At 66.9% G+C, this 19,129-nt stretch carries 16 protein-coding genes and 1 tRNA gene; 12 read left to right on the top strand and 5 right to left on the bottom strand.

The window, feature by feature from the left end:
- The first annotated feature begins 130 nt into the window (after positions 1-130).
- Positions 131-670, top strand: a complete 540-nt coding sequence (locus EKG36_RS08555; protein WP_126483077.1) for a helix-turn-helix domain-containing protein — start codon at positions 131-133, stop codon at positions 668-670.
- 959 nt (positions 671-1,629) lie between these two features.
- Positions 1,630-2,820, top strand: a complete 1,191-nt coding sequence (locus tag EKG36_RS08550) for a tyrosine-type recombinase/integrase (protein ID WP_126483075.1) — start codon at positions 1,630-1,632, stop codon at positions 2,818-2,820.
- A gap of 773 nt (positions 2,821-3,593) precedes the next feature.
- On the opposite strand, the gene EKG36_RS08545 is transcribed toward EKG36_RS08550, so the two are convergent.
- A tRNA-Arg gene (locus tag EKG36_RS08545) sits at positions 3,594-3,670 on the bottom strand.
- Between the two features lie 248 nt (positions 3,671-3,918).
- Between EKG36_RS08545 and EKG36_RS08540 the strand changes: the two genes are divergently transcribed.
- Positions 3,919-4,710 (top strand): c-type cytochrome, encoded by a 792-nt coding sequence (locus EKG36_RS08540; RefSeq protein WP_246007466.1) that lies wholly within the window; start codon positions 3,919-3,921, stop codon positions 4,708-4,710.
- 111 nt (positions 4,711-4,821) lie between these two features.
- On the opposite strand, the gene rep is transcribed toward EKG36_RS08540, so the two are convergent.
- From rep to pyrE, 3 genes are all read right to left on the bottom strand, one after another.
- Positions 4,822-6,891: a DNA helicase Rep gene (gene rep, locus EKG36_RS08535; RefSeq protein ID WP_126483073.1), complete on the bottom strand. Its 2,070-nt coding sequence runs from the start codon at positions 6,889-6,891 to the stop codon at positions 4,822-4,824.
- Positions 6,888-7,400 (bottom strand): tRNA (uridine(34)/cytosine(34)/5-carboxymethylaminomethyluridine(34)-2'-O)-methyltransferase TrmL, encoded by a 513-nt coding sequence (gene trmL, locus EKG36_RS08530; RefSeq protein WP_126483071.1) that lies wholly within the window; start codon positions 7,398-7,400, stop codon positions 6,888-6,890. Before trmL ends, rep begins: the two co-directional genes overlap by 4 nt.
- 74 nt (positions 7,401-7,474) lie before the next feature.
- Positions 7,475-8,167, bottom strand: a complete 693-nt coding sequence (gene pyrE / locus EKG36_RS08525) for an orotate phosphoribosyltransferase (RefSeq protein WP_126483069.1) — start codon at positions 8,165-8,167, stop codon at positions 7,475-7,477.
- A 91-nt stretch (positions 8,168-8,258) separates the two neighbouring features.
- Here pyrE and EKG36_RS08520 point away from each other — a divergent pair, with 91 nt between their 5' ends.
- On the top strand, positions 8,259-9,026 hold the full coding sequence (locus tag EKG36_RS08520; RefSeq protein ID WP_126483067.1) for an exodeoxyribonuclease III: 768 nt from the start codon (positions 8,259-8,261) through the stop codon (positions 9,024-9,026).
- Positions 9,027-9,117: 91 nt separating this feature from the next.
- Here EKG36_RS08520 and rph read toward each other — a convergent pair whose 3' ends face one another.
- Positions 9,118-9,855, bottom strand: a complete 738-nt coding sequence (gene rph / locus EKG36_RS08515; protein WP_126483065.1) for a ribonuclease PH — start codon at positions 9,853-9,855, stop codon at positions 9,118-9,120.
- Between the two features lie 110 nt (positions 9,856-9,965).
- Here rph and EKG36_RS08510 point away from each other — a divergent pair, with 110 nt between their 5' ends.
- From EKG36_RS08510 to rpoZ, 8 genes are all read left to right on the top strand, one after another.
- Positions 9,966-10,829 carry a YicC/YloC family endoribonuclease gene (locus EKG36_RS08510; RefSeq protein ID WP_126483063.1) on the top strand — a complete coding sequence of 288 codons (864 nt, stop codon included), beginning with the start codon at positions 9,966-9,968 and terminating at the stop codon, positions 10,827-10,829.
- 7 nt (positions 10,830-10,836) lie between these two features.
- Positions 10,837-12,612 carry a transporter substrate-binding domain-containing protein gene (locus EKG36_RS08505; RefSeq protein WP_126483061.1) on the top strand — a complete coding sequence of 592 codons (1,776 nt, stop codon included), beginning with the start codon at positions 10,837-10,839 and terminating at the stop codon, positions 12,610-12,612.
- Positions 12,609-14,036 (top strand): sigma-54-dependent transcriptional regulator, encoded by a 1,428-nt coding sequence (locus tag EKG36_RS08500; protein ID WP_126483059.1) that lies wholly within the window; start codon positions 12,609-12,611, stop codon positions 14,034-14,036. The genes EKG36_RS08505 and EKG36_RS08500 overlap by 4 nt, the downstream gene beginning before the upstream one ends.
- Before the next feature lie 340 nt (positions 14,037-14,376).
- The gene (locus EKG36_RS08495; protein WP_126483057.1) at positions 14,377-15,843 is read left to right on the top strand and encodes an alanine/glycine:cation symporter family protein; all 1,467 of its coding nucleotides are present in this window, start codon (positions 14,377-14,379) and stop codon (positions 15,841-15,843) included.
- 54 nt (positions 15,844-15,897) lie between these two features.
- The gene (gene glsB, locus EKG36_RS08490; protein WP_126483055.1) at positions 15,898-16,890 is read left to right on the top strand and encodes a glutaminase B; all 993 of its coding nucleotides are present in this window, start codon (positions 15,898-15,900) and stop codon (positions 16,888-16,890) included.
- 151 nt (positions 16,891-17,041) lie between these two features.
- Complete coding sequence (locus EKG36_RS08485) at positions 17,042-18,241, top strand: MFS transporter (RefSeq protein ID WP_126483053.1); 1,200 nt, start codon at positions 17,042-17,044, stop codon at positions 18,239-18,241.
- A 99-nt stretch (positions 18,242-18,340) separates the two neighbouring features.
- The gene (gmk, locus tag EKG36_RS08480; protein ID WP_126483051.1) at positions 18,341-18,973 is read left to right on the top strand and encodes a guanylate kinase; all 633 of its coding nucleotides are present in this window, start codon (positions 18,341-18,343) and stop codon (positions 18,971-18,973) included.
- Between the two features lie 85 nt (positions 18,974-19,058).
- Positions 19,059-19,129, top strand: a 71-nt coding sequence (gene rpoZ, locus EKG36_RS08475) for a DNA-directed RNA polymerase subunit omega (protein WP_126483382.1), incomplete at its 3' end; no start/stop codon positions are given.

Genomic DNA, 19,129 nt, shown 5'->3' with positions numbered 1-19,129 from the left:
TCATGTCCTTATCGCCGCTTGCGGCGAAGCTGCGGTTCTGCGGCTCCAAAGGCGCCGCCAGGTGACACAGAAAACCATATATGACACATTGTGTCATGCGCAACCCAAAATTGAGAGACCTCACCGAAAAATGTCTATGCGACTGAAAATATTGAGAAAAAAGCTTGGCGTCACGCTGGAATCTCTGGCGGAGCGAACAGGAATGAGCAAAAGCTACCTGTCGAAGATCGAACGGGGGCTGAATACCCCGTCGATAGCGTCAGCTCTTAAAGTAGCCAAAGCCTTAAGCGTTCCGGTTGAAGAGCTGTTCTCCGATGAGGTCGATGCTCCGCAGGGCTATAGCATCGTGCGCGCCGATCAACGAGGTACCTTGACCAACGGTGATGATGGTCTATCGTACGCTTCGTTGGCAAAAATGGTCGGAAACCGTCAGCTGCTCCCGTTCATGCTCTACCCGAAAGAAGAATTCAATCAGTCTGCCTTTAAAGAACACATGGGCGAAGAGTTCATTTTCGTACATGGCGGGGAGGTGGAAATCGATTTCAGGACTGAGCGGGTCACACTAAACGTCGGAGACGCACTGCATTTCGATGCACAAAAACCCCACCGAATACGGTCCATAGGCGACACTCGAGCCGAGCTATTAGTAGTCGTAACTAGCGATAATTAATGGGAAAGTCATGGACAGCCTCTGCCTCCAGAGTGATCGAAGCCTCTAGAGCAAACAACTAAAGCTATCAATACCCTTCCAGGAGAGGAACTTCCTTTACTCACCTCTCCTTCATCGAAAACCTGTACAAAACCCACCTTAAGAGTGGAGCGATATTCACGATAGCTCATGGCCAATTAATCTCAGTAGGGGGACGCACCGAGCCAGAAATTTCGGGAACCAGATCGCAGCATGACCGGCCGTTAGAAGCCGCTCACCTTGACCTCGCTCCTCACCGGCCTATCATGCATATTGCAAGTGCTGTCGCTGACAGTCCGGGTGGCCTCCCCCGGCAACAACGAGGTGCCCTGCCCAAGATCGCTGCGCATCCTGCAAGCGATCGCCGCGACCGCGGTCGGATGCTCCCTCCTCTCCGTGCCGACTGGCACTGCCTGAACCTGCCCTCATGGGGCTGGGCCAACTCCCGTGATGCCTGATCCGTGGTGACGCGTCTGCGTGCCGTCATCTGGCCATGTTCTGCCACACGCCGACGCTCTGCCACCTGCATCAGGCAAGCCCGTCTCTGTGCCCGAGGCACAGAGACGGGCCAGCCCACCCCGCTGCGATCCCCGCTATGACGGGCCGCGGCTGAATCTTCCGTCGGACGAAAACCGACGAACTCTGCCTCCGCCGTGCAAGACGGCACCCTGAAACCGTCCCTTCGAAGGGGACACGACGACACCTGGCCGGGCGGCCCTCTCCGATCGCGAGGGCCGGGGCAGCTGCCCTACGCCGGAGCCGGCAGCCTCGCTGCCGGCATGCGATACCCCCGCCATAGCACCCGAAACCAGCGTCGTCGCCGAGCGATCCGCGCCTGCCGAGCGCCACAACCGGCACCCCCAGGGCCTGCGCGAGCCCCAATCGCTGCGTATCACTGACCACTTGAGGAGGGGATCGGGGGATCCGACCGACAGCAGCACATGGGACGAGGCAACAATTTCGGGCTCAAGACCCGCGACCTGGCCAAGGCGGGCCGGTTCGCGGCCAACGCCGCCGCCAAGCGCGGCGACCTGGGCTACCAGACCGCCGCCGACCTCGGCGATCGCTGGGGGCGGTTCGCGCGGTTCTGTCACGACCAAGGCATCCGCCGCATGGAGCAGATCTCCCGGGAGACGGTGATCGCCTACGGCCATCAGCTGGCCCAGGGCGATCGACCACTGGCTCCCAGCACGGCCCAGAACGCCATCAGCGCGGTGAACAGCGTGATGGGCCTGGCCACCCAGGGCCGTTGGGCGCGCGTCAGTGCGGTCGCGGACTGCCGGCTCGCCCAACGCTCATCAGTGCGTGAGCACGCCCCGACGCTGGACCGCCAACCGGTCGAAGCGGCAACCGAGCAGCTGCGCGAGGCCGGCCACGATCGCGGCGCCGCGGTCCTCGAGCTGGCCCGAGAGCTCGGCCTGCGCAGCAAGGAGGCCTCGCTGTTGGACGCCCGCCGGGCCGTCGATCAGGCCCGAGACCGTGGCGAGATCGTCGTCAGCGACGGCACCAAGGGTGGCCGGGCCCGCGTGGTGCCGGTAACCCCGGCCCAGCAGTTGACGCTCGAGCGCGCCACCCAGGCCCAGCAGGACGCACGCAGCCTGATCCCAGCCGACCAGAGCTGGGCCGCTTGGCGTCACGGCGGCCTGCGCAACGCGCGCGAGGCCCTGCAGGCCCAGGGGATCCCGCGGATCCACGACCTACGCGCCACCTATGCCAGCGAACGCTACGCGCAGCTGACCGGTCAGCCGATCCCGCTGCACGGTGGCCGGGCCGATCGCGATGCCGACCAGGTGGCCCGCCTGCAGGTCGCCCAGGAGCTCGGCCACAACCGCCTCGAGGTGGTCGCCGCCTACATCGGAGGGCGCGCTCGATGCCCCTCCCTCTGGAGATCCGTCACCGGCTGCGCCTGCACGCTGCCCGCGGCGGCAAGGCCGCGCGCCGGCGCCAGGTGCGGCGCGTTGAAGAGTTCGTCGCCTGGTGTGGCTGCGACCCTCGCCAGATCGGCCGCGGCCACGTGCACCGCTACTTCCGGGCCCAGGGCTTCGCCCCCACGACGGCTCGGGACTACTGGTACGCGATTCGGCTGCTGTGGCGTGTGCTGGGTCGACCCCTGGATCCACCGCGTCCTCTAGGATGACGACAAGGCTCAGATCCCTCTATGATCCAACAAGAGATCAATTTAATCAGGAGGTGCCAATGAGTGCGGAGTGGTTGCTGGGAGGCCTATTCCTGGTCTGCGCTGGGTTGCTAGTGTTCGCCGGCATCATCAGCTATCGCGAGCATCGCCGGCGCCAGTCACGGCACTAACAACGCCCCTCCCAGACTACCCCGGCGAAGGTGACCCCGTACGCGGCGCCCGAAAGGCGCCTGCTATCGCCTGTCCGCCTCGCTTCGCTCGTTGGCGGGTGTCATCCTTCACTCGACCGCCGGGGTCGCTGCGCTCCCACCTGACGGCCGATCTCGGGCCGCACCTAGGAAGCTGATCGGTTCCCGATATTTCCCCCCTAAACCCCTGGTCAGCAGTATGGCAATTGGTGGGACGTGTTCCCTATTATCCCGCGTCAGCGGGATGCAGCGAGCACCGCGAGCGGTCACCAGGTCGAAGCCACCGAGCGTGTGTTGTTCGACCATAGCGACGACGTCACCGACATGGAGCCACCCCCTTCTCTGCTAAACCGGGCCGAAGGCCATCTCGCAGACCTTCCGCCAATAATCCACCAGATTTCCGCCACTTCCGCCGTATCCGCCACCACTCAAGAGCATCCATAGTGGTGAAGCAATAACGGGTATCATTAGCGTGCTTATATATAGAAAAGCATATAACTTGCTTTTGTTGAGAGTGGTTACAGCTCGAAGGATGGCAAAGAAAAAGGGCTTACGGATAACCGCAAGCCCTTGAATTCTTTGGCGCGCCCTAAAGGATTCGAACCTTTGACCTTCGCCTCCGGAGGGCGACGCTCTATCCAGCTGAGCTAAGGGCGCGCTGTGCCTGAAGACCGATGACTACCAGGCGAGCGACATCCTACCGTGCTGCCCCTTCGCTGTCCAGCCGCCGGCGGCCAAGGCAGCCTTCCGGCACACCCCGCCCTTGCCCGGGAGCATGATCTCCAGCATTTTCCAGCAGTTGGCGATACGGCTATACTGGCGCCCATTGTGCGCGTCATGGCGTCCTCCGGCTGTCGTGATGCCGACCGTGATTCAATGACAAGACCGTCAAAGAGGTGGTGAGAGTGAAATCCAGCAAGCTGATCATGGGGTGCCTGGCCACCCTCGGCCTGACCACGGGCATGGCCTTCGCCCAAGAGGACGTCGACCGGGACGCCATCGCCGACCGCCTGGCGCCGGTGGGCGAGCTGTGCGTGCAGGGCGAAGACTGCGGCACCGCCATGGCGGCCAGCAGCGGCGGCGATAGCGCGTCTTCCGGCGGCGGCGTGGATGGCGAGAGCATCTACAACAACGTCTGCATGGCCTGTCACGACACCGGCGCCGCCGGCGCACCCAAGCGTGGCGACGAGTCGGCCTGGAGCGAGCGCACCGGCCAGGGCTTCGAGACCCTGCTCAGCCACGCCATCAACGGCTATAACGCCATGCCGGCCCGCGGCGGCAACCCCAACCTCTCCGACGAGGAAGTGCAGGCCGCCGTAGCCTACCTGGTCGAGCCGGTCATGGACGTGCCCGCCGCGGCCAGCGGCGGCGGCGACGCGGCCGCCGAGAGCGAAAGCACCGGGAGCGAGAGTGCCGAGGCCGCCGGTGGCGAGAGCGCCGAGGCGTCCACCGCCAGCGTCGACGGGGAAGGCGTGTACAACTCGGTGTGCATGGCCTGCCATGACACCGGTGCCGCCGGTGCCCCCAAGAAGGGCGATGCCGAGGCCTGGGCCTCGCGCCTCGAGAAGGGCACCGAAACCCTCTATGACCACGCCATCAACGGCTTCAACGCCATGCCCGCCAAGGGCGGCAACCCGAGCCTCTCGGATGCCGAGGTCAAGGCCGCTGTCGACCACCTGGTCGGCAGCGTCGAGTAAAGGCCGGCCGGTCAGCGAAACGCAGCGGGGCACCATTCGGCGCCCCGCTTGCATTCTACGCCCTTCGAACCTCGAACCTCGAACCTCGAACCTCGAACCTCGAATCCAGGATCAGCCCAGCAGCGAGCGCAATCCGGCGATGGCATCCTTGCCCCGGGCCTGCTTCTTCTCCGGATCCTCGCGGTCGGCCCGCCCCTCCCACTCCAGCGCATCCTCGGGCAGCTCGTCCAGGAAGCGGCTCGGCGTGCAGTCCATCAGCTCGCCATAGGCCTTGCGCTGGCGGGCCAGGGTCAGGGTCAGGGTTCGCCGTGCCCGGGTGATCCCCACATAGGCCAGGCGACGCTCCTCCTCCACGGTGCCCACCTCGATGGCGTTACGGTGGGGCAGCAGCTCCTCCTCGAGCCCCATCAGGTACACATGGGGGAACTCGAGCCCCTTGGAGGCATGCATGGTCAGCAGCTGGACCCGGTCGGAGTCGTCCTCCTCGGCCTGCTGCTCGAGGATGTCGCGAAGCACCAGCCGCGAGATGGCCGACTCCACGTCGTCGGTCTCGGTCGTGGTGCTCGCGGCGGCCTCCTCCGCCCGTTCTTCGGGATCGGCCTGCATCGACTTCTCGAGCTGGTCGATCAGCGTCCAGACGTTGGCCATGCGCCGTTCGGCGATGGTCGGGGCGCTGGCGTTCTGGTAGAGCCAGGCCTCGTAGTCCATGTCGCGCAGCATCTCGCGAATCGCGGCGAGGGCATCGCCACCGTCCATGCGCCGGCGCACGCCATCGATGAAGTGGGTGAAGCGGCCCAGGCGCTCCACGGCACGGGTGGGCAGTTGCTCGGCCAGCCCCAGCTCGTGACAAGCGGCGAACAGCGAGGTGCCGCGCTCGGTGGCGTAGTTGGCCAGCTTCTCCAGGGTGCCGGGACCGATCTCGCGGCGCGGCACGTTGACGATGCGCAGGAAGGCATTGTCATCCGACGGATTGATCAGCAGCCGCAGGTAGGCCATGGCATCCTTGATCTCCCCCCGGGAAAAGAAGGAGGTGCCCCCGGAAAGCTTGTAGGGCACCTGGTAGTGCTGCAGCTTCAACTCGAGCAACCGGGCCTGGAAGTTGCCGCGATAGAGCACCGCGAAGTCGCGCCACTCGGCACGCTCCTTGATGCGCCGCGTCAGGATCTCGCTGGCCACCCGCTCGGCCTCGGCCTCCTCGTGACGGTTGACCACCACACGGATCGCCTCGCCCTGGCCCATGTCCGACCACAGGGTCTTCTCGTAGACATGGGGGTTGTTGGCGATCAGGGTGTTGGCGGCACGCAGGATGGTGCCGGTGGAGCGGTAGTTCTGCTCGAGCTTGATGACGTTGAGCCGCGGGAAGTCCTCCCCCAGGGTCACCAGGTTCTCGGGACGCGCGCCGCGCCAGGCATAGATCGATTGGTCGTCGTCGCCGACCACGGTGAAAGTCTGGCGCTCGCCCATCAGCATGCGCACCAGCTGGTACTGGCTGACGTTGGTGTCCTGGTACTCGTCCACCAGCATGTAGTGGATCTTGCGCCGCCAGCGGGCCAGGGCCTCGGGGTCGTCGCGCAGCAGGGTCACCGGCAGCAGGATGAGGTCGTCGAAGTCCACCGCGTTGTAGGCCTTGAGGTGGCGCACATAGGCCTCGTAGACCCTTGCGGCGAACTGCTCGCTGTCGTCGGCGGCATGGGACAGCGCCTGCCCCGGCAGCACCAGATCGTTCTTCCAGTTGGAGATGGCCGCCTGCACCTGATTGATCGCCTCGGCGTCGACCTGGGCGTCCTTGTTCATCAGGTCGCGCAGCAGGGCCTTGGCATCCTCGGGGTCGAACAGCGAGAAGCCGGGCTTGTAGCCCAGGGCCTTGAGTTCGCCGCGGATGATGTTGAGCCCCAGGGTATGGAAGGTCGAGACGGTGAGGCCATGGCCCTCGCGGCCCTGGAGCATCTGCCCCACCCGCTCCTTCATCTCCCGGGCGGCCTTGTTGGTGAAGGTCACCGCGGCGATGCGGCGGGCGCTCATGCCACACTCCTGCACCAGGTAGGCGATCTTGGTAGTGATCACGCTGGTCTTGCCGGAGCCGGCACCGGCCAGCACCAGGCAGGGCCCGTCGATGGCGCGCACGGCCTCCTGCTGGCGAGGGTTGAGCCTGGCGAGGCGACTGGCGATGCTGGGGGTCATTCGAGCTCCCTTGGTTCGGCGGCGGGCTCGCGGCCGGCCCCCGGATGGCCGGCCCCCGCGAAGTCGAGCTGGCGCCAGGCCTCGTAGACCACCACCGCACAGGCATTGGACAGGTTCAGGCTGCGGCTCTTCGCCAGCATGGGGATGCGAAGGCGCTGGGCCTCGGGCAGGGCATCGAGCATCGCCTGGGGCAGGCCGCGGGTCTCGGGGCCGAAGACCAGGGCGTCGCCCTCGCGATAGGCGGGGACATGGTAACCGGTGTGCCCCCGGGTCGAGACGGCGAAGACCCGGCCGGGCGCCACGGCGTCGACAAAGGCCGCCCAGTCGGGATGCACCCGCACCCGAGCCCACTCATGGTAGTCGAGACCGGCGCGGCGCAGCCGCTTGTCGTCCAGGGTGAAGCCCAGCGGCTCGATCAGGTGCAGCCGGAAGCCGGTGTTGGCGCACAGCCGGATCAGGTTGCCGGTATTGGGCGGGATCTCGGGCTGGTAGAGCACCACGTCGAGCATCAACGACTCCTGATATACTGGGCAAAACGCACTCGGGCCCCGAACGGGGCCCGAGAAACCGGCGCGCCCGCCGCTCAGCGCAGTGTCACGCCGTAGCGGTCGCGGTAGGCGCGGATGGCCTCGGCATGGCCGCGCAGGTCGTCGCCGGCGTGGACTTCGAGGTACTCGAGCACCATGTCCAGGGTGACGATGCTGACCACCGGCATGCCGTAGGCGGCCTCGACCTGCTGGATGGCGCTGCGCGGGTCGGCATCGTCGCCACCGCGCTCCTGGCGGTCCAGGGCCACCACCACCCCGGCGGCGCTGGCACCGGCGGCGTCGATCAGCCCCATCACCTCGCGGATGGCGGTGCCGGCGGTGATGACATCGTCGATGATCAGGATACGTCCTGCCAGGGCGGCGCCGACGATATTGCCGCCCTCGCCGTGGGCCTTCGCCTCCTTGCGGTTGAACGCATAGGGCAGGTCACGGTCATGATGGTCGGCCAGGGCCACGGCGGTGGTGGCCGCCAGGGGGATGCCCTTGTAGGCCGGACCGAACAGGACGTCGATCTCGAGACCGCTGTCGGTGATGGCCTGGGCGTAGAAGCGGCCCAGCTTGGCCAGGGCACGACCGGTCTTGAACAGGCCGGCATTGAAGAAGTAGGGGCTGACCCGGCCGGACTTCAGGGTGAACTCGCCGAAGCGCAGCACGCCCTGCTCGATGGCGAATTCGATGAATGCCTGCTGGTAGGGTTGCAGGGACGATGCAACGCGCTGATCCGCCACGGAGCCTCCTATCACGTTTATCGACTGACGCCATTTACCCAAACGTCGAAACGTCGGGTATCATACACGCGCGACGCAAAAGGGACCATGTATGAAAATCGCCACCATCAATGTCAACGGTATCCGCGAGGCGGTCGGTCGGGGCTTTCTCGACTGGCTGGCCAACCAGGATGCCGACGTCGTCTGCGTGCAGAACCTCAAGGCCAAGAGTTTCGAGCTCGACGACAGCATCCTCTACCCGGAAGGGTACGAGGGCTACTTCCTCGACGCCGAGCAGGATGGCTTCTCGGGTGTCGGCATCTACTGCCGCAAGATCCCTAAGGCGATCATGTACGGCCTGGGCTTCCCCCAGTGCGACCATGAAGCGCGCTTCCTGCAGGCCGACTACGACCGCTTCAGCATCGCCAGCTTCCTGATGCCCGACGGCAGCGACCCCGCCGCCAAGCAGGCGTTCATGGCCCAATATCAGGAATACCTGTCCAAGATGGCCCGCAAGCGGCGCGAGTACATCATCTGCGGCACCTGGCACATCGCCCACAAGACCATCGACCTGGCCAACTGGGCCGACAACCAGACCACGCCCGGCTTCAAGCCCGAGGAGCGCGCCTGGATGGACCAGGTGTTCGGCCCGACCGGCTTTATCGACACCTTCCGCGAGATCAACCGCGAGGCCGGCGAGTATACCTGGTGGCCGGCCCTGGACCAGGACCAGCCCCGCGAGCGCCAGGAGGGCTGGCGCATCGACTACCAGGTGGTCGGCCCCAACTTCCGTCGCCACGTGGTGGATGCCTGGATCGATTACGATGCGACTTTCTCGGAGTACGCACCGTTGATCGTCGAGTACGACCTCACGCTCTAAGCGTCTTCCCTTCGTCGCCGTTGCCCCCGCGGCAACGCAACACGCCGGCCGAGTGCCGGCGTGTTGCGTTCGGGAAGGATTGAAGACGACCTTAGCCGCGGATGCCCAGCGCCTCGCGCTGATGGGCGAACAGCTCGGCGCCGGCTGCCTCGGCCAGGTCGAGCATGGCGTTGAGTTCCTCGCGGCTGTAGATGCCGGCCTCGGCGGTCCCTTGCACCTCGATCAGCCCGCCGCCCTCGGCCATCACCACGTTCATGTCGGTATCGGCGCTCGAGTCCTCCGGATAGTCCAGGTCGACCACCGGTACACCCTTGAACAGGCCTACCGACACCGAGCTGACCAGCTGGTGGAAGGGGTCGCCCTTGATCAGCTTCTCGCGCTGCAGGTAACGGATGGCATCGATCAGCGCCACGCAGCCCCCGGTGATGGCCGCGGTGCGGGTGCCGCCATCGGCCTGGATGACGTCGCAGTCCACGGTGATGGTGAACTCGCCGAGCTTCTTGAGGTTTACCACCGCCCGCAGCGAGCGACCGATCAGCCGCTGGATTTCCAGGGTGCGGCCGCCCTGCTTGCCTCGCGAGGCCTCGCGGCCGCCGCGGGTATGGGTCGCCCGGGGCAGCATGCCGTACTCGGCGGTGACCCAGCCCTGCTTCTTGCCGCGCAGCCAGCGCGGCACGCCGGCCTCGACGCTGGCGTTGCACAGCACCCGCGTGTCACCGAATTCCACCAGCACCGATCCCTCGGCATGACGGGTGTAGTCGCGGGTCAGGCGAATATCGCGGGGCTGGTCGGGGGCGCGTCCGCTGGGACGCCGGATGTCCGAGGACATGGCACCTCTCTCGAAGTCGGGAGTGAATGGATTGGCCGCCATTCTACACGGTCTGCCGGCAGAATCGTTTACACTGCCTGACCAATCGCCTGCGCATCAGGAGTCCCCCGATGGTCCACAGCATGACGGCCTTTTCGCGGCAGGACCGCGACGCCGACTGGGGCCGGCTGCAGCTGGAGCTGCGCTCGGTCAACCAGCGCTATCTCGAACCCCACTTCCGCCTGCCGGAGACCCTTCGCGACCTGGAGCCCGGCTTCCGCGACGCCCTGCGCAGTCGCCTGGCCCGGGGCAAGGTGGAGTGCCAGCTGCGCTTCGACCCCGCCGACGGCGACAGCGGCCTGGCGGTCAACCGCCCGCGCCTGGAAGCCCTGGCCGCCGCCCTCGGCGAGGTCCGCAAGACCGTCCCCACGGCCGCCATGCCCGACGCCCTGTCACTGCTCGACCATCCCGGCGTCCTCGACACCCCGGGCCCGGACATGGAGGCCATCAAGGCCGAGGCCAGGGCGCTGTTCGGCGCCGCCCTGGACGACCTGGTCGCCGGCCGCGCCCGGGAGGGCGAGCAGCTCGCCGCCCTCATCCGCGAGCGCCTCGCGGCCATCCGCGTCCAGGTGGCCGAGGTCCGTCGGTTGCTGCCGGAGATTCTCGAGCGCCAGCGCCACCAGCTGCTCGAACGCCTCGAGGCCATGCGCACCGAGCTCGACCCCCAGCGCCTGGAGGCCGAGCTGGTGCTGCTCGCCCAGAAGGCCGACGTGGCCGAGGAGCTCGATCGCCTGGAGACTCATGTCCTGGAGGTGGAGCGCCAGCTCAAGCAGAAAGGCCCGATCGGCCGGCGCCTCGACTTCCTGATGCAGGAACTCAACCGCGAGGCCAATACCCTGTCGTCGAAATCGGTGGTCGCCGAATCGACGCGCTGCGCCGTGGAGCTCAAGGTGCTGATCGAGCAGATGCGCGAGCAGATCCAGAACATCGAGTAGGACACGCATGAGCGTGACGTCGAGCGGCTCTCCCTGGCCAGGCGTGCCCCGCCTTTTGGCCTGGCTGGCGGCGATCCTGGTATTCGTCGGCCTGGTCGCGGCGCCCGCGACCGGCTGGGGGCAGCCAAGTGCCGGCGCGGCCTCGGACAACGCCGACCGGGTGATCGTGGTCGGCGGCGACCACTATCATCCACCTTACGAGTTTCTCGACGAGGACGGTCGCCCCGCCGGCTACAACGTGGAGCTGACCCGGGCCATTGCCGAGGTGATGGGCATCGAGGTGCGCATCGAGCTGGGCCCCTGGAGCGAGATGCGCCGCCGGCTGGAAACCGGCGAGATCGATGTCCTGGAGGGCATGTCCTACTCCGAGGATCGCGACGCCAGCTTCGATTTCGCCCCACCCCACGCCATCGTCCACCAGTCGATCTTCGCCCGTCGCGGTACGTCCCCCGTGGAAGGCCTGGGGGCTCTGCGTGGCAAGGAGGTGATCGTACAGCGCGGCGACATCATGCAGGATCTGCTGATCGGGCAAGAGGTGGGAGCCGAGCTGTTCCCCACCGACACGCATGCCGACGCGCTGCGCGCCCTCGCCGCCGGCCAGCACGACTATGCCCTGGTGGCCAATCTCCCGGCACTGTACCTCAGCCGCGAACTGGGGCTGACCAACCTGGTGCCGGTCGCTCGCCCCTTCTCGCTGCGTTACGGCTATGCGGTGAAAGCGGGCAATGCCGATGTGCTGGCCCAGTTCAGCGAGGGGCTGGCCATCCTCAAGAACACCGGCCGCCACCAGGCCATCTACGACAAGTGGCTGGGGCCGCTGGAGCAGGGCGAGGGCCTGCCGTGGAAGCGGCTCGGCCTGATCGGCGCCATCGCCTCGGCGCTGCTGCTGCTGATCCTGGGTGGCATCGTGGTCTGGAACCGCATGCTCAAGCGCGAAGTGGCCAGCCGCACCGAGGAACTGCGCCGGCAGCAGCAGCAGCTGATCCAGGCCGACAAGATGACCTCGCTGGGCATCCTGGTCTCCGGCGTCGCCCACGAGATCAACAACCCCAGCGGCCTGCTGCTGCTGAACCTGCCGGTGCTGCGGGATGCCTATGACGATGCCCATCCCATTCTCGAGGCCCACTATCGCCAACACGGTGACTTCCCGTTCGGTGGCCTGCCCTACTCGCGCATGCGCGACGAGGTGCCCTCGATGCTCGACGAGATGCTGAAGGGCACCCAACGCATCAAGCGCATCGTCGGCGACCTCAAGGACTTCGCCCGCCAGGGCAGTCGCGACCTCGGCGAGGACCTCCACCTCGACGAGGTGGTCAAGACCGCGCTGCGGCTGGTCGACAACTCGATCCGCCAGGCCACCGACCGCGTCGAGACGCACTACGCGGGCAACCTGCCCACCGTGCGGGGCAATGCCCAGCGCATCGAGCAGGTAGTGATCAACCTGGTGCTGAATGCCTGCCAGGCCCTCGATCACCGCGGGCAGACGCTCGTCCTGGTCACCCGCCACCTTGCCGAGCGCCGGGTGGTGCTGCTGGAAGTGCGCGACGAGGGACGGGGCATCGATCCGGCGACACTCTCCCGGCTGACCGATCCCTTCTTCACCACCCGGCGCGAGAGCGGCGGCACCGGCCTGGGGCTATCGGTCTCCGCCGGCATCGTCCGCGAGCATGGCGGCGACCTGACCTTCGCTTCATGCCCCGGGGAGGGCACCACCGTCACCCTGACGCTGCCCGTAGAGCCGACCGACGACGACACCTCCGATCAGGACGAGCGACGAGCATGAACCTCTATCCTGCCTTCGGCCTGCTGCTGGTCGATGACGAACCCTCCTTCCTGCGCAGCCTGAGCATCGCTCTGGAGCGCAGTGGCGGCATCAACCACCTCCATCGCTGCCAGGACAGCCGTCAGGTGATGGACATCCTGTCACGGGAGAACATCGGCCTGGTGACCCTGGACCTCACCATGCCCCACCTGTCGGGCGAGGCACTGCTCAGGCGCATCGTCGAGGAGCACCCCGACGTTGGCGTGATCGTGATCAGCGGCCTGAACCAGGTGGAGACCGCCGTCGAGTGCATCAAGTACGGGGCCTTCGACTACTTCGTCAAGACCGACGAACAGAGCCGACTGATCGAGGGCATCAAGCGGGCCATTCGCCTGCAGGAGCTGCGCCAGGAAAACCTGGAGCTGCGTCGGCGTTTCCTCAATGACACCCTGGAACACCCCGAGGCCTTTGCCGATCTCATCACTGACGACAAGGCCATGCGCTCGGTCTTCCAGTACCTCGAGTCGGTGGCACCGAGCGGCCAGCCGCTGCTGATCGGTGGCGAGAGCGGGGTCGGCAAGGAGCTGATCGCCCGAGCAGCCCATGCGCTGAGTGGCCGCCGTGGCCCGCTGGTCTGCGTCAATGCGGCGGGGCTCGATGACAACGTCTTCGCCGACACCCTGTTCGGCCACCAGAGGGGAGCCTTCACCGGGGCCGATCGCCCCCGGGCCGGGATGGTCGAGCAGGCGGCGGACGGCACCCTGTTTCTCGACGAGATCGGTGACCTGAGCCCGGCCTCCCAGGTCAAGCTGCTGCGACTGCTGCAGGAGGGCGAGTACTACCCCCTGGGCAGCGATCGCCCCAAGCGAGCCCGGGCGCGCATCGTGGTGGCGACGCATCACGACCTCGACGCGCGGCAGCGAGACGGCGGCTTCCGCAAGGATCTCTACTACCGGCTGCGCACCCACCAAGTGTGGATTCCCCCGCTGCGCCAGCGCAAGGGGGATATCCCGCTGCTGATGGACCATTTTCTCGCCGAAGCCGCCGACGAGCTCGGCAAGACGCCACCGACCTATCCCCCCGAATTGCCGGTGCTGCTGGCCAACTATGCCTTCCCCGGCAACGTGCGCGAGCTGCGCGCCATGGCCTATGACGCCATGAGCGTCCACCGCTCGCGGACGCTGTCCATGGAGGTGTTCAAGCGCGCCATCGCCTCCGGCCGACCCCATCTCCCAGCGACGGCCGAGGCGTCCACCGAGCGCGCCGTCTTCGCCCCGGACGAGCCCCTGCCGACGCTGCACGAGGTCGCCGACCTGCTGGTCCGCGAGGCCATGCGTCGCGCCGAGGACAACCAGTCCATCGCCTCGCGTCTGCTGGGCATCTCCCAGCCGGCGCTGAGCAAGCGGCTGAAGAAGCTGCGCGACTCGGGGCATGAACCCCTATAACCTTCCTGCGCTCATAACCCAGGTTATACCCTCGATCAATTCCTTTTATTTCAATTATTTACACAGAAAATCCCGGTGCGAGCCGGTTCAGGGTTATACCCCTTCGGCACCACCACCCGCCACCTGAATCACCTGAAACAGCTTTTAATTCAGTCATCTAGATTAAAAGCACTCCGCTGGCACGCGCCTTGCCTCTAGATAGGGTGGCTCCCCGCCGGGAGCCACCCCAATTCCAAGAGCAAGAGGTTCGACGACCGATGCCAACAACAACGATTGCAGCCGCCATGGCCGCGACGCCAACCGGCACCACCCAGTGCGCCACAACGCAGGGAGGTGTCGAATGCTGGACCTGATCAATGACCTGCTATGGGGCAAGGTGCTGATCGCCTTGCTGGTCGCCGTCGGAATCGGCTTCACCCTGGCCTCCCGCTGCGTCCAGTTCCGCTACTTCGGGCGCATGTTCCGGATCCTCAGCGCCAGCCAGGCCTTCAAGCGCGACCAGCACGGCCACCTGAGCTCCTTCCAGGCCCTGCTGCTGTCGGTGGCCGGCCGGGTCGGCGGCGGCAACATCGCCGGCGTCGCCGTGGCCATCACCCTCGGCGGCCCGGGCGCCGTGTTCTGGATGTGGGTGGTCGGCCTGATGGGCATGGCCACCAGCTTCCTCGAGTGCACCCTGGCCCAGGCCTACAAGACCGCCGAGCCCGACGGCACCTATCGCGGCGGCCCGGCCCGCTACATCGCCCGCGGGCTCGGCCGTCGCTGGACCTGGCTGGCCGGCCTCTACTCGGTGCTGCTGCTGGCCACCTTCGGCTTCGCCTTCACCGCCCTGCAATCCTACGCCGTGGCCACCTCCTTCGACGATGCCTTCGGCGTGCCCGTGCTCTACAGCGGCCTCGCCCTGGCCCTGCTGGTGGGCCTGATCATCTTCGGCGGCGTCAAGCGGATCGCCCGGGTCACCGAGGTGCTGGTCCCGGTGATGGCGGGTGGCTACCTGCTGATCGCCCTGGTGGTGCTGGGCCTGAACATCACCCAGCTGCCCGACGTCATCGCCCTGATCGTCAACAGCGCCTTCGGCCTCGAGCCGGCCATCGGCGGCGGCATCGGCGCGGCGATCCTGATGGGGGTCAAGCGCGGCCTGTTCTCCAACGAGGCGGGGCTAGGCAGCGCGCCGAACGTCGCCGCCGTCGCCTATGTGCCGCACCCCATCAACCAGGGTATCGTCCAGGCCTTCTCGGTGTTCATCGACACCATGATCATCTGCTCGGCCACGGCCTTCATCATCCTGCTCGGCGGGGCCTATGACCCGGCCGCCGGCGCCGGGATCGACGGCATTGCCCTGACCCAGGCGTCGCTGGCCGACCATGTGGGGGAGTGGGGCCGCAGCTTTGTCAGCATTGCGCTGCTGCTGTTCGGTTTCAGCACCATCCTCTACAACTACTATCTGGGCGAGAACAGCCTCGACTTCTTCAGCCACCGCAACCGCACGCTGTTCAACGCCTTCCGGCTGACCATCATCGGCCTGTGCACCTGGGGGGCGACGACCGACCTGGGCACCATCTTCGCCTTCGCCGATACCACCATGGGCCTGCTGGCCCTGGCGAACCTCATCGCCCTGATCCTGCTGTTCAAGCCGGGATTGCGCTTCATGCGTGACTTCGACGACCAGATCCAGGCCGGGGTGAAACAGCCGATCTTCGACGCCGCCACCTTCGACGACCTGAACGTTGATCCGGCTGCCTGGGAGATCGAGCCCGAGGACCGCAAACGGGCCCAGCGGGCCGCCGCGGCCGCACCGGCCACCCGGTGAACCGACCAGGGCCCGGCGTCGTCCGGGCCCTTTCCCGCCAGCCGAGGTCCCAGGATGACCACTCCCTCCCACACCGCCCGGCCGCGGCCCGGCAGTTCGCCGGCGCTTCAGGCCTGGGTGGACGAGATCGCCGAGCGTGCCAGGTCGCGACTCGGCACGGGCCGGGTCGCCGACTATATCCCGGCCCTGGCGGACCAGGACCCTGAACGCTTCGGTCTCGCCCTGTGCACCAACGACGGCAACCTCTATACAGCCGGCGACGCCGGGATGCCCTTCTCGATCCAGAGCCTGTCGAAGGTACTGCTGCTGAGCCTGGCGCTGCGCACCCACGGGGATGTCCTGTGGCGGCGCGTCGGCCTCAACCCATCGGGCATGCCGTTCAACTCCCTGATGCAGCTGGAGACCGAGGGCGGCAAGCCCCGCAACCCCTTCATCAACGCCGGGGCCATCGTGGTCGCCGACCACCTGGTCAGCGCCTTCGCCACGCCGTCGAAACACCTCCAGGACATCGCCAGGACCCTGTCGGGCAATCCGCGGGTGCTGATCGACCACGAGGTCCTGGGGTCGGAATGGCGTCATCGCGCCCGCAATGCCGCCGCGGCCTACCTGATGAAGGCCTTCGGCAACCTCGACAACGAGGTCGACGAGGTGCTGGAGACCTATTTCGCCTGCTGCGCTCTGCGTATGAGCTGCCGCGATCTCGCCGTGGCCCTGAACTACCTGGCGGCCGATGGCCGGGCACTGACCACGGGCGAGCGCTTCGTCCCCCCCGCCATGGCGCAGCGCATCAATGCACTGATGTTCACCTCCGGGATGTACGACGCCGCGGGTGACTTCGCCTACCGCGTGGGGCTGCCGGCGAAGAGTGGCGTGGGCGGCGGCATCGTCGCCATCGTCCCCGGGCAGATGTCGATCTGTGCCTGGTCGCCGGCGCTCGATGCCAGCGGCAACTCGGTGGCCGCCCAGTACGCCCTGGAACGCGTTGCCGAGGGGCTCGGCCGCTGGTCACCGGGCGCCACCCGGTTTTCCTCGCCACCGGCGCCCTGACCTCTCCCCTGACTGAATGTAGTTTTATTACTTAAAAATACCCACAACTTCTCGCAGATAGCGGGCCACACCCCTATACTTTCGCCTCAAGTTTTAGTCATTTTCCTCGCTTCCTGCCCCGCGGGAGCGCCTGCCCAGGAGAGGAGCCGCCATGGCGTCCCCCATTACCGGCGCCGAGGCGCGCCACCCCCGTCTGGCCGAGCTGGCACTGGCCCTCGGCGGCTTCGGCATCGGCACCAGCGAGTTCGTGATCATGGGCCTGATGAACCGGGTCGCCGCCGATCTTCAGGTGGCCACCGCCGATGTCGGCTACGCCATCTCCAGCTATGCCCTCGGCGTGGTCGTGGGCGCCCCGCTGATCGCGGCCCTGGCCGCCCGGGTCCCGCGTCGCGCCCTGCTGATCGCGCTGATGCTGGTCTTCGCCGTCGGTAACCTCGCCAGCGCCCTGGCCACGACCTTCTGGCCCTTCGTCGGCCTGCGCTTCCTCGCCGGCCTGCCCCACGGCGCCTACTTCGGCGTTGCCGCCCTGGTGGCCGCGGCGGCCGTGCCCATCGACCAGCGCGCCCGGGCGGTCAGCCGGGTGATGCTCGGCCTGACCAGCGCCATCGTGGTAGGGGCGCCGCTGGCCACCTGGGCCGGACAGTGGCTCGGCTGGCCGGTAGCCTTCGCCGGCGTCGGCGGCATTGCCCTGGCCACCGCCGGGCTGATCCGCCTGTGGGTGCCCCCCCAGGCGTCCAACCCCCAGGCCAGCCCCCGCCGCGAGCTGTCGGGGCTGTTCAAGCGACGCGTACTGGGCACCCTGGGCGTGGCCAGCATCGGCTTCGGCGGCATGTTTGCGGTGTTCAGCTATGTGGTGCCGACCCTTGCCACCCAGGCCGGCATGCAGGAGACACTGGGCCCCTGGGTGCTGGCGATCTTCGGCCTCGGCACCATCCTCGGCAACCTGGTCGGCGCCCGGGTCGCCGACAGGAACCTGCTCCGGGCGATCCCCGGCATCCTGGCATGGTGCCTGGTGGTCCAGGGCGGCTTCTACTTCGCCGCCAATCAGCTGATCGCCGGACTGATCTTCGTCGGCCTGGTGGGCACCAGCATGGCCCTGGGGCCGGCGCTGCAGACCCGCCTGATGGACGTCGCCGGCGACGCTCAGACCATGGCGGCCTCGATGAACCATGCCGCCTTCAACTGCGCCAATGCCCTGGGCGCCTGGCTGGCGGCCATGGTCATCAAGGCCGGGGCGGACTGGTCGGCCAGCGGGCTGGTCGGCGCCGGCCTGGCGCTCGGCGGACTGCTGGTGTTTGCGGCCGACCGGCGGCTGGAGCGGCGGTCGCGCCTGCGGGCGGCCGCCGCCTGAGCGCCGAGCGGGGCTCTGTGGCGAAGGGGGCAATCTGTGCGATACTTCGCGCCTTGCCGAGCCGCTCACTCTTCGCTGTCAACGTCAGGGACCTCGCTCATGCCCCAAGGTACGCTCTTCATCGTTTCCGCACCCTCCGGCGCCGGCAAGACCAGCCTGGTGCGCGAGCTGATCGAAAGCCTCGACGGCATCCAGGTCTCGGTGTCGCACACCACCCGGCCGCGACGCGACGGCGAGGTCGACGGCGTGAACTACCACTTCGTCGACAAGGCGGCCTTCGAGACGATGATCGAGCGAGGGGAGTTCTTCGAGCACGCCCGGGTGTTCGACAACTACTACGGCACCTCGCGCCGGGCGGTGCAGGCCCTGCTCGCCGCCGGCCAGGACGTGATCCTCGAGATCGACTGGCAGGGCGCCCGCCAGGTCCGCGCCCAGCTGCCCGACGCGGTGTCGATCTTCATCCTGCCGCCCTCCCGGGAAGAACTGGAACGGCGGCTCTCGGGCCGGGGCACCGACGAGCACGCGGTGATCGCCTCCCGCATGCGCGAAGCGGTCAGCGAGATGTCCCATCACGATGAATACGACTATCTGGTGATTAACGACGATTTCACCACCGCCATGCGGGAGCTGCAGTCCCTGGTCATCGCCCGTCGCCTGACCCTCGAGCGTATTCAGGAGCGCCACGGGCCGCTGCTGGCGGCGCTCTTGTCAGGGGAGCCGGGGGTCGAGTAATCTATCCGATCTATTCATTGGTGGAATCCCCGGGGCGCAGCGACGTCGGCCGGGGCTTCGCCCGTCAGCATTCAGGAAGGCCTCCATGGCGCGAGTCACAGTCGAAGATTGTCTGGAAAACGTCGAAAACCGCTTCAAGCTGGTGATGATCTCCAC

This window comes from Halomonas nitroreducens (genome assembly GCF_003966155.1).
Classification (GTDB): domain Bacteria; phylum Pseudomonadota; class Gammaproteobacteria; order Pseudomonadales; family Halomonadaceae; genus Halomonas; species Halomonas nitroreducens.
The sequence above is the reverse complement of the archived record's forward strand: the minus strand, read 5'-3'. Positions and strand labels throughout refer to the sequence as shown.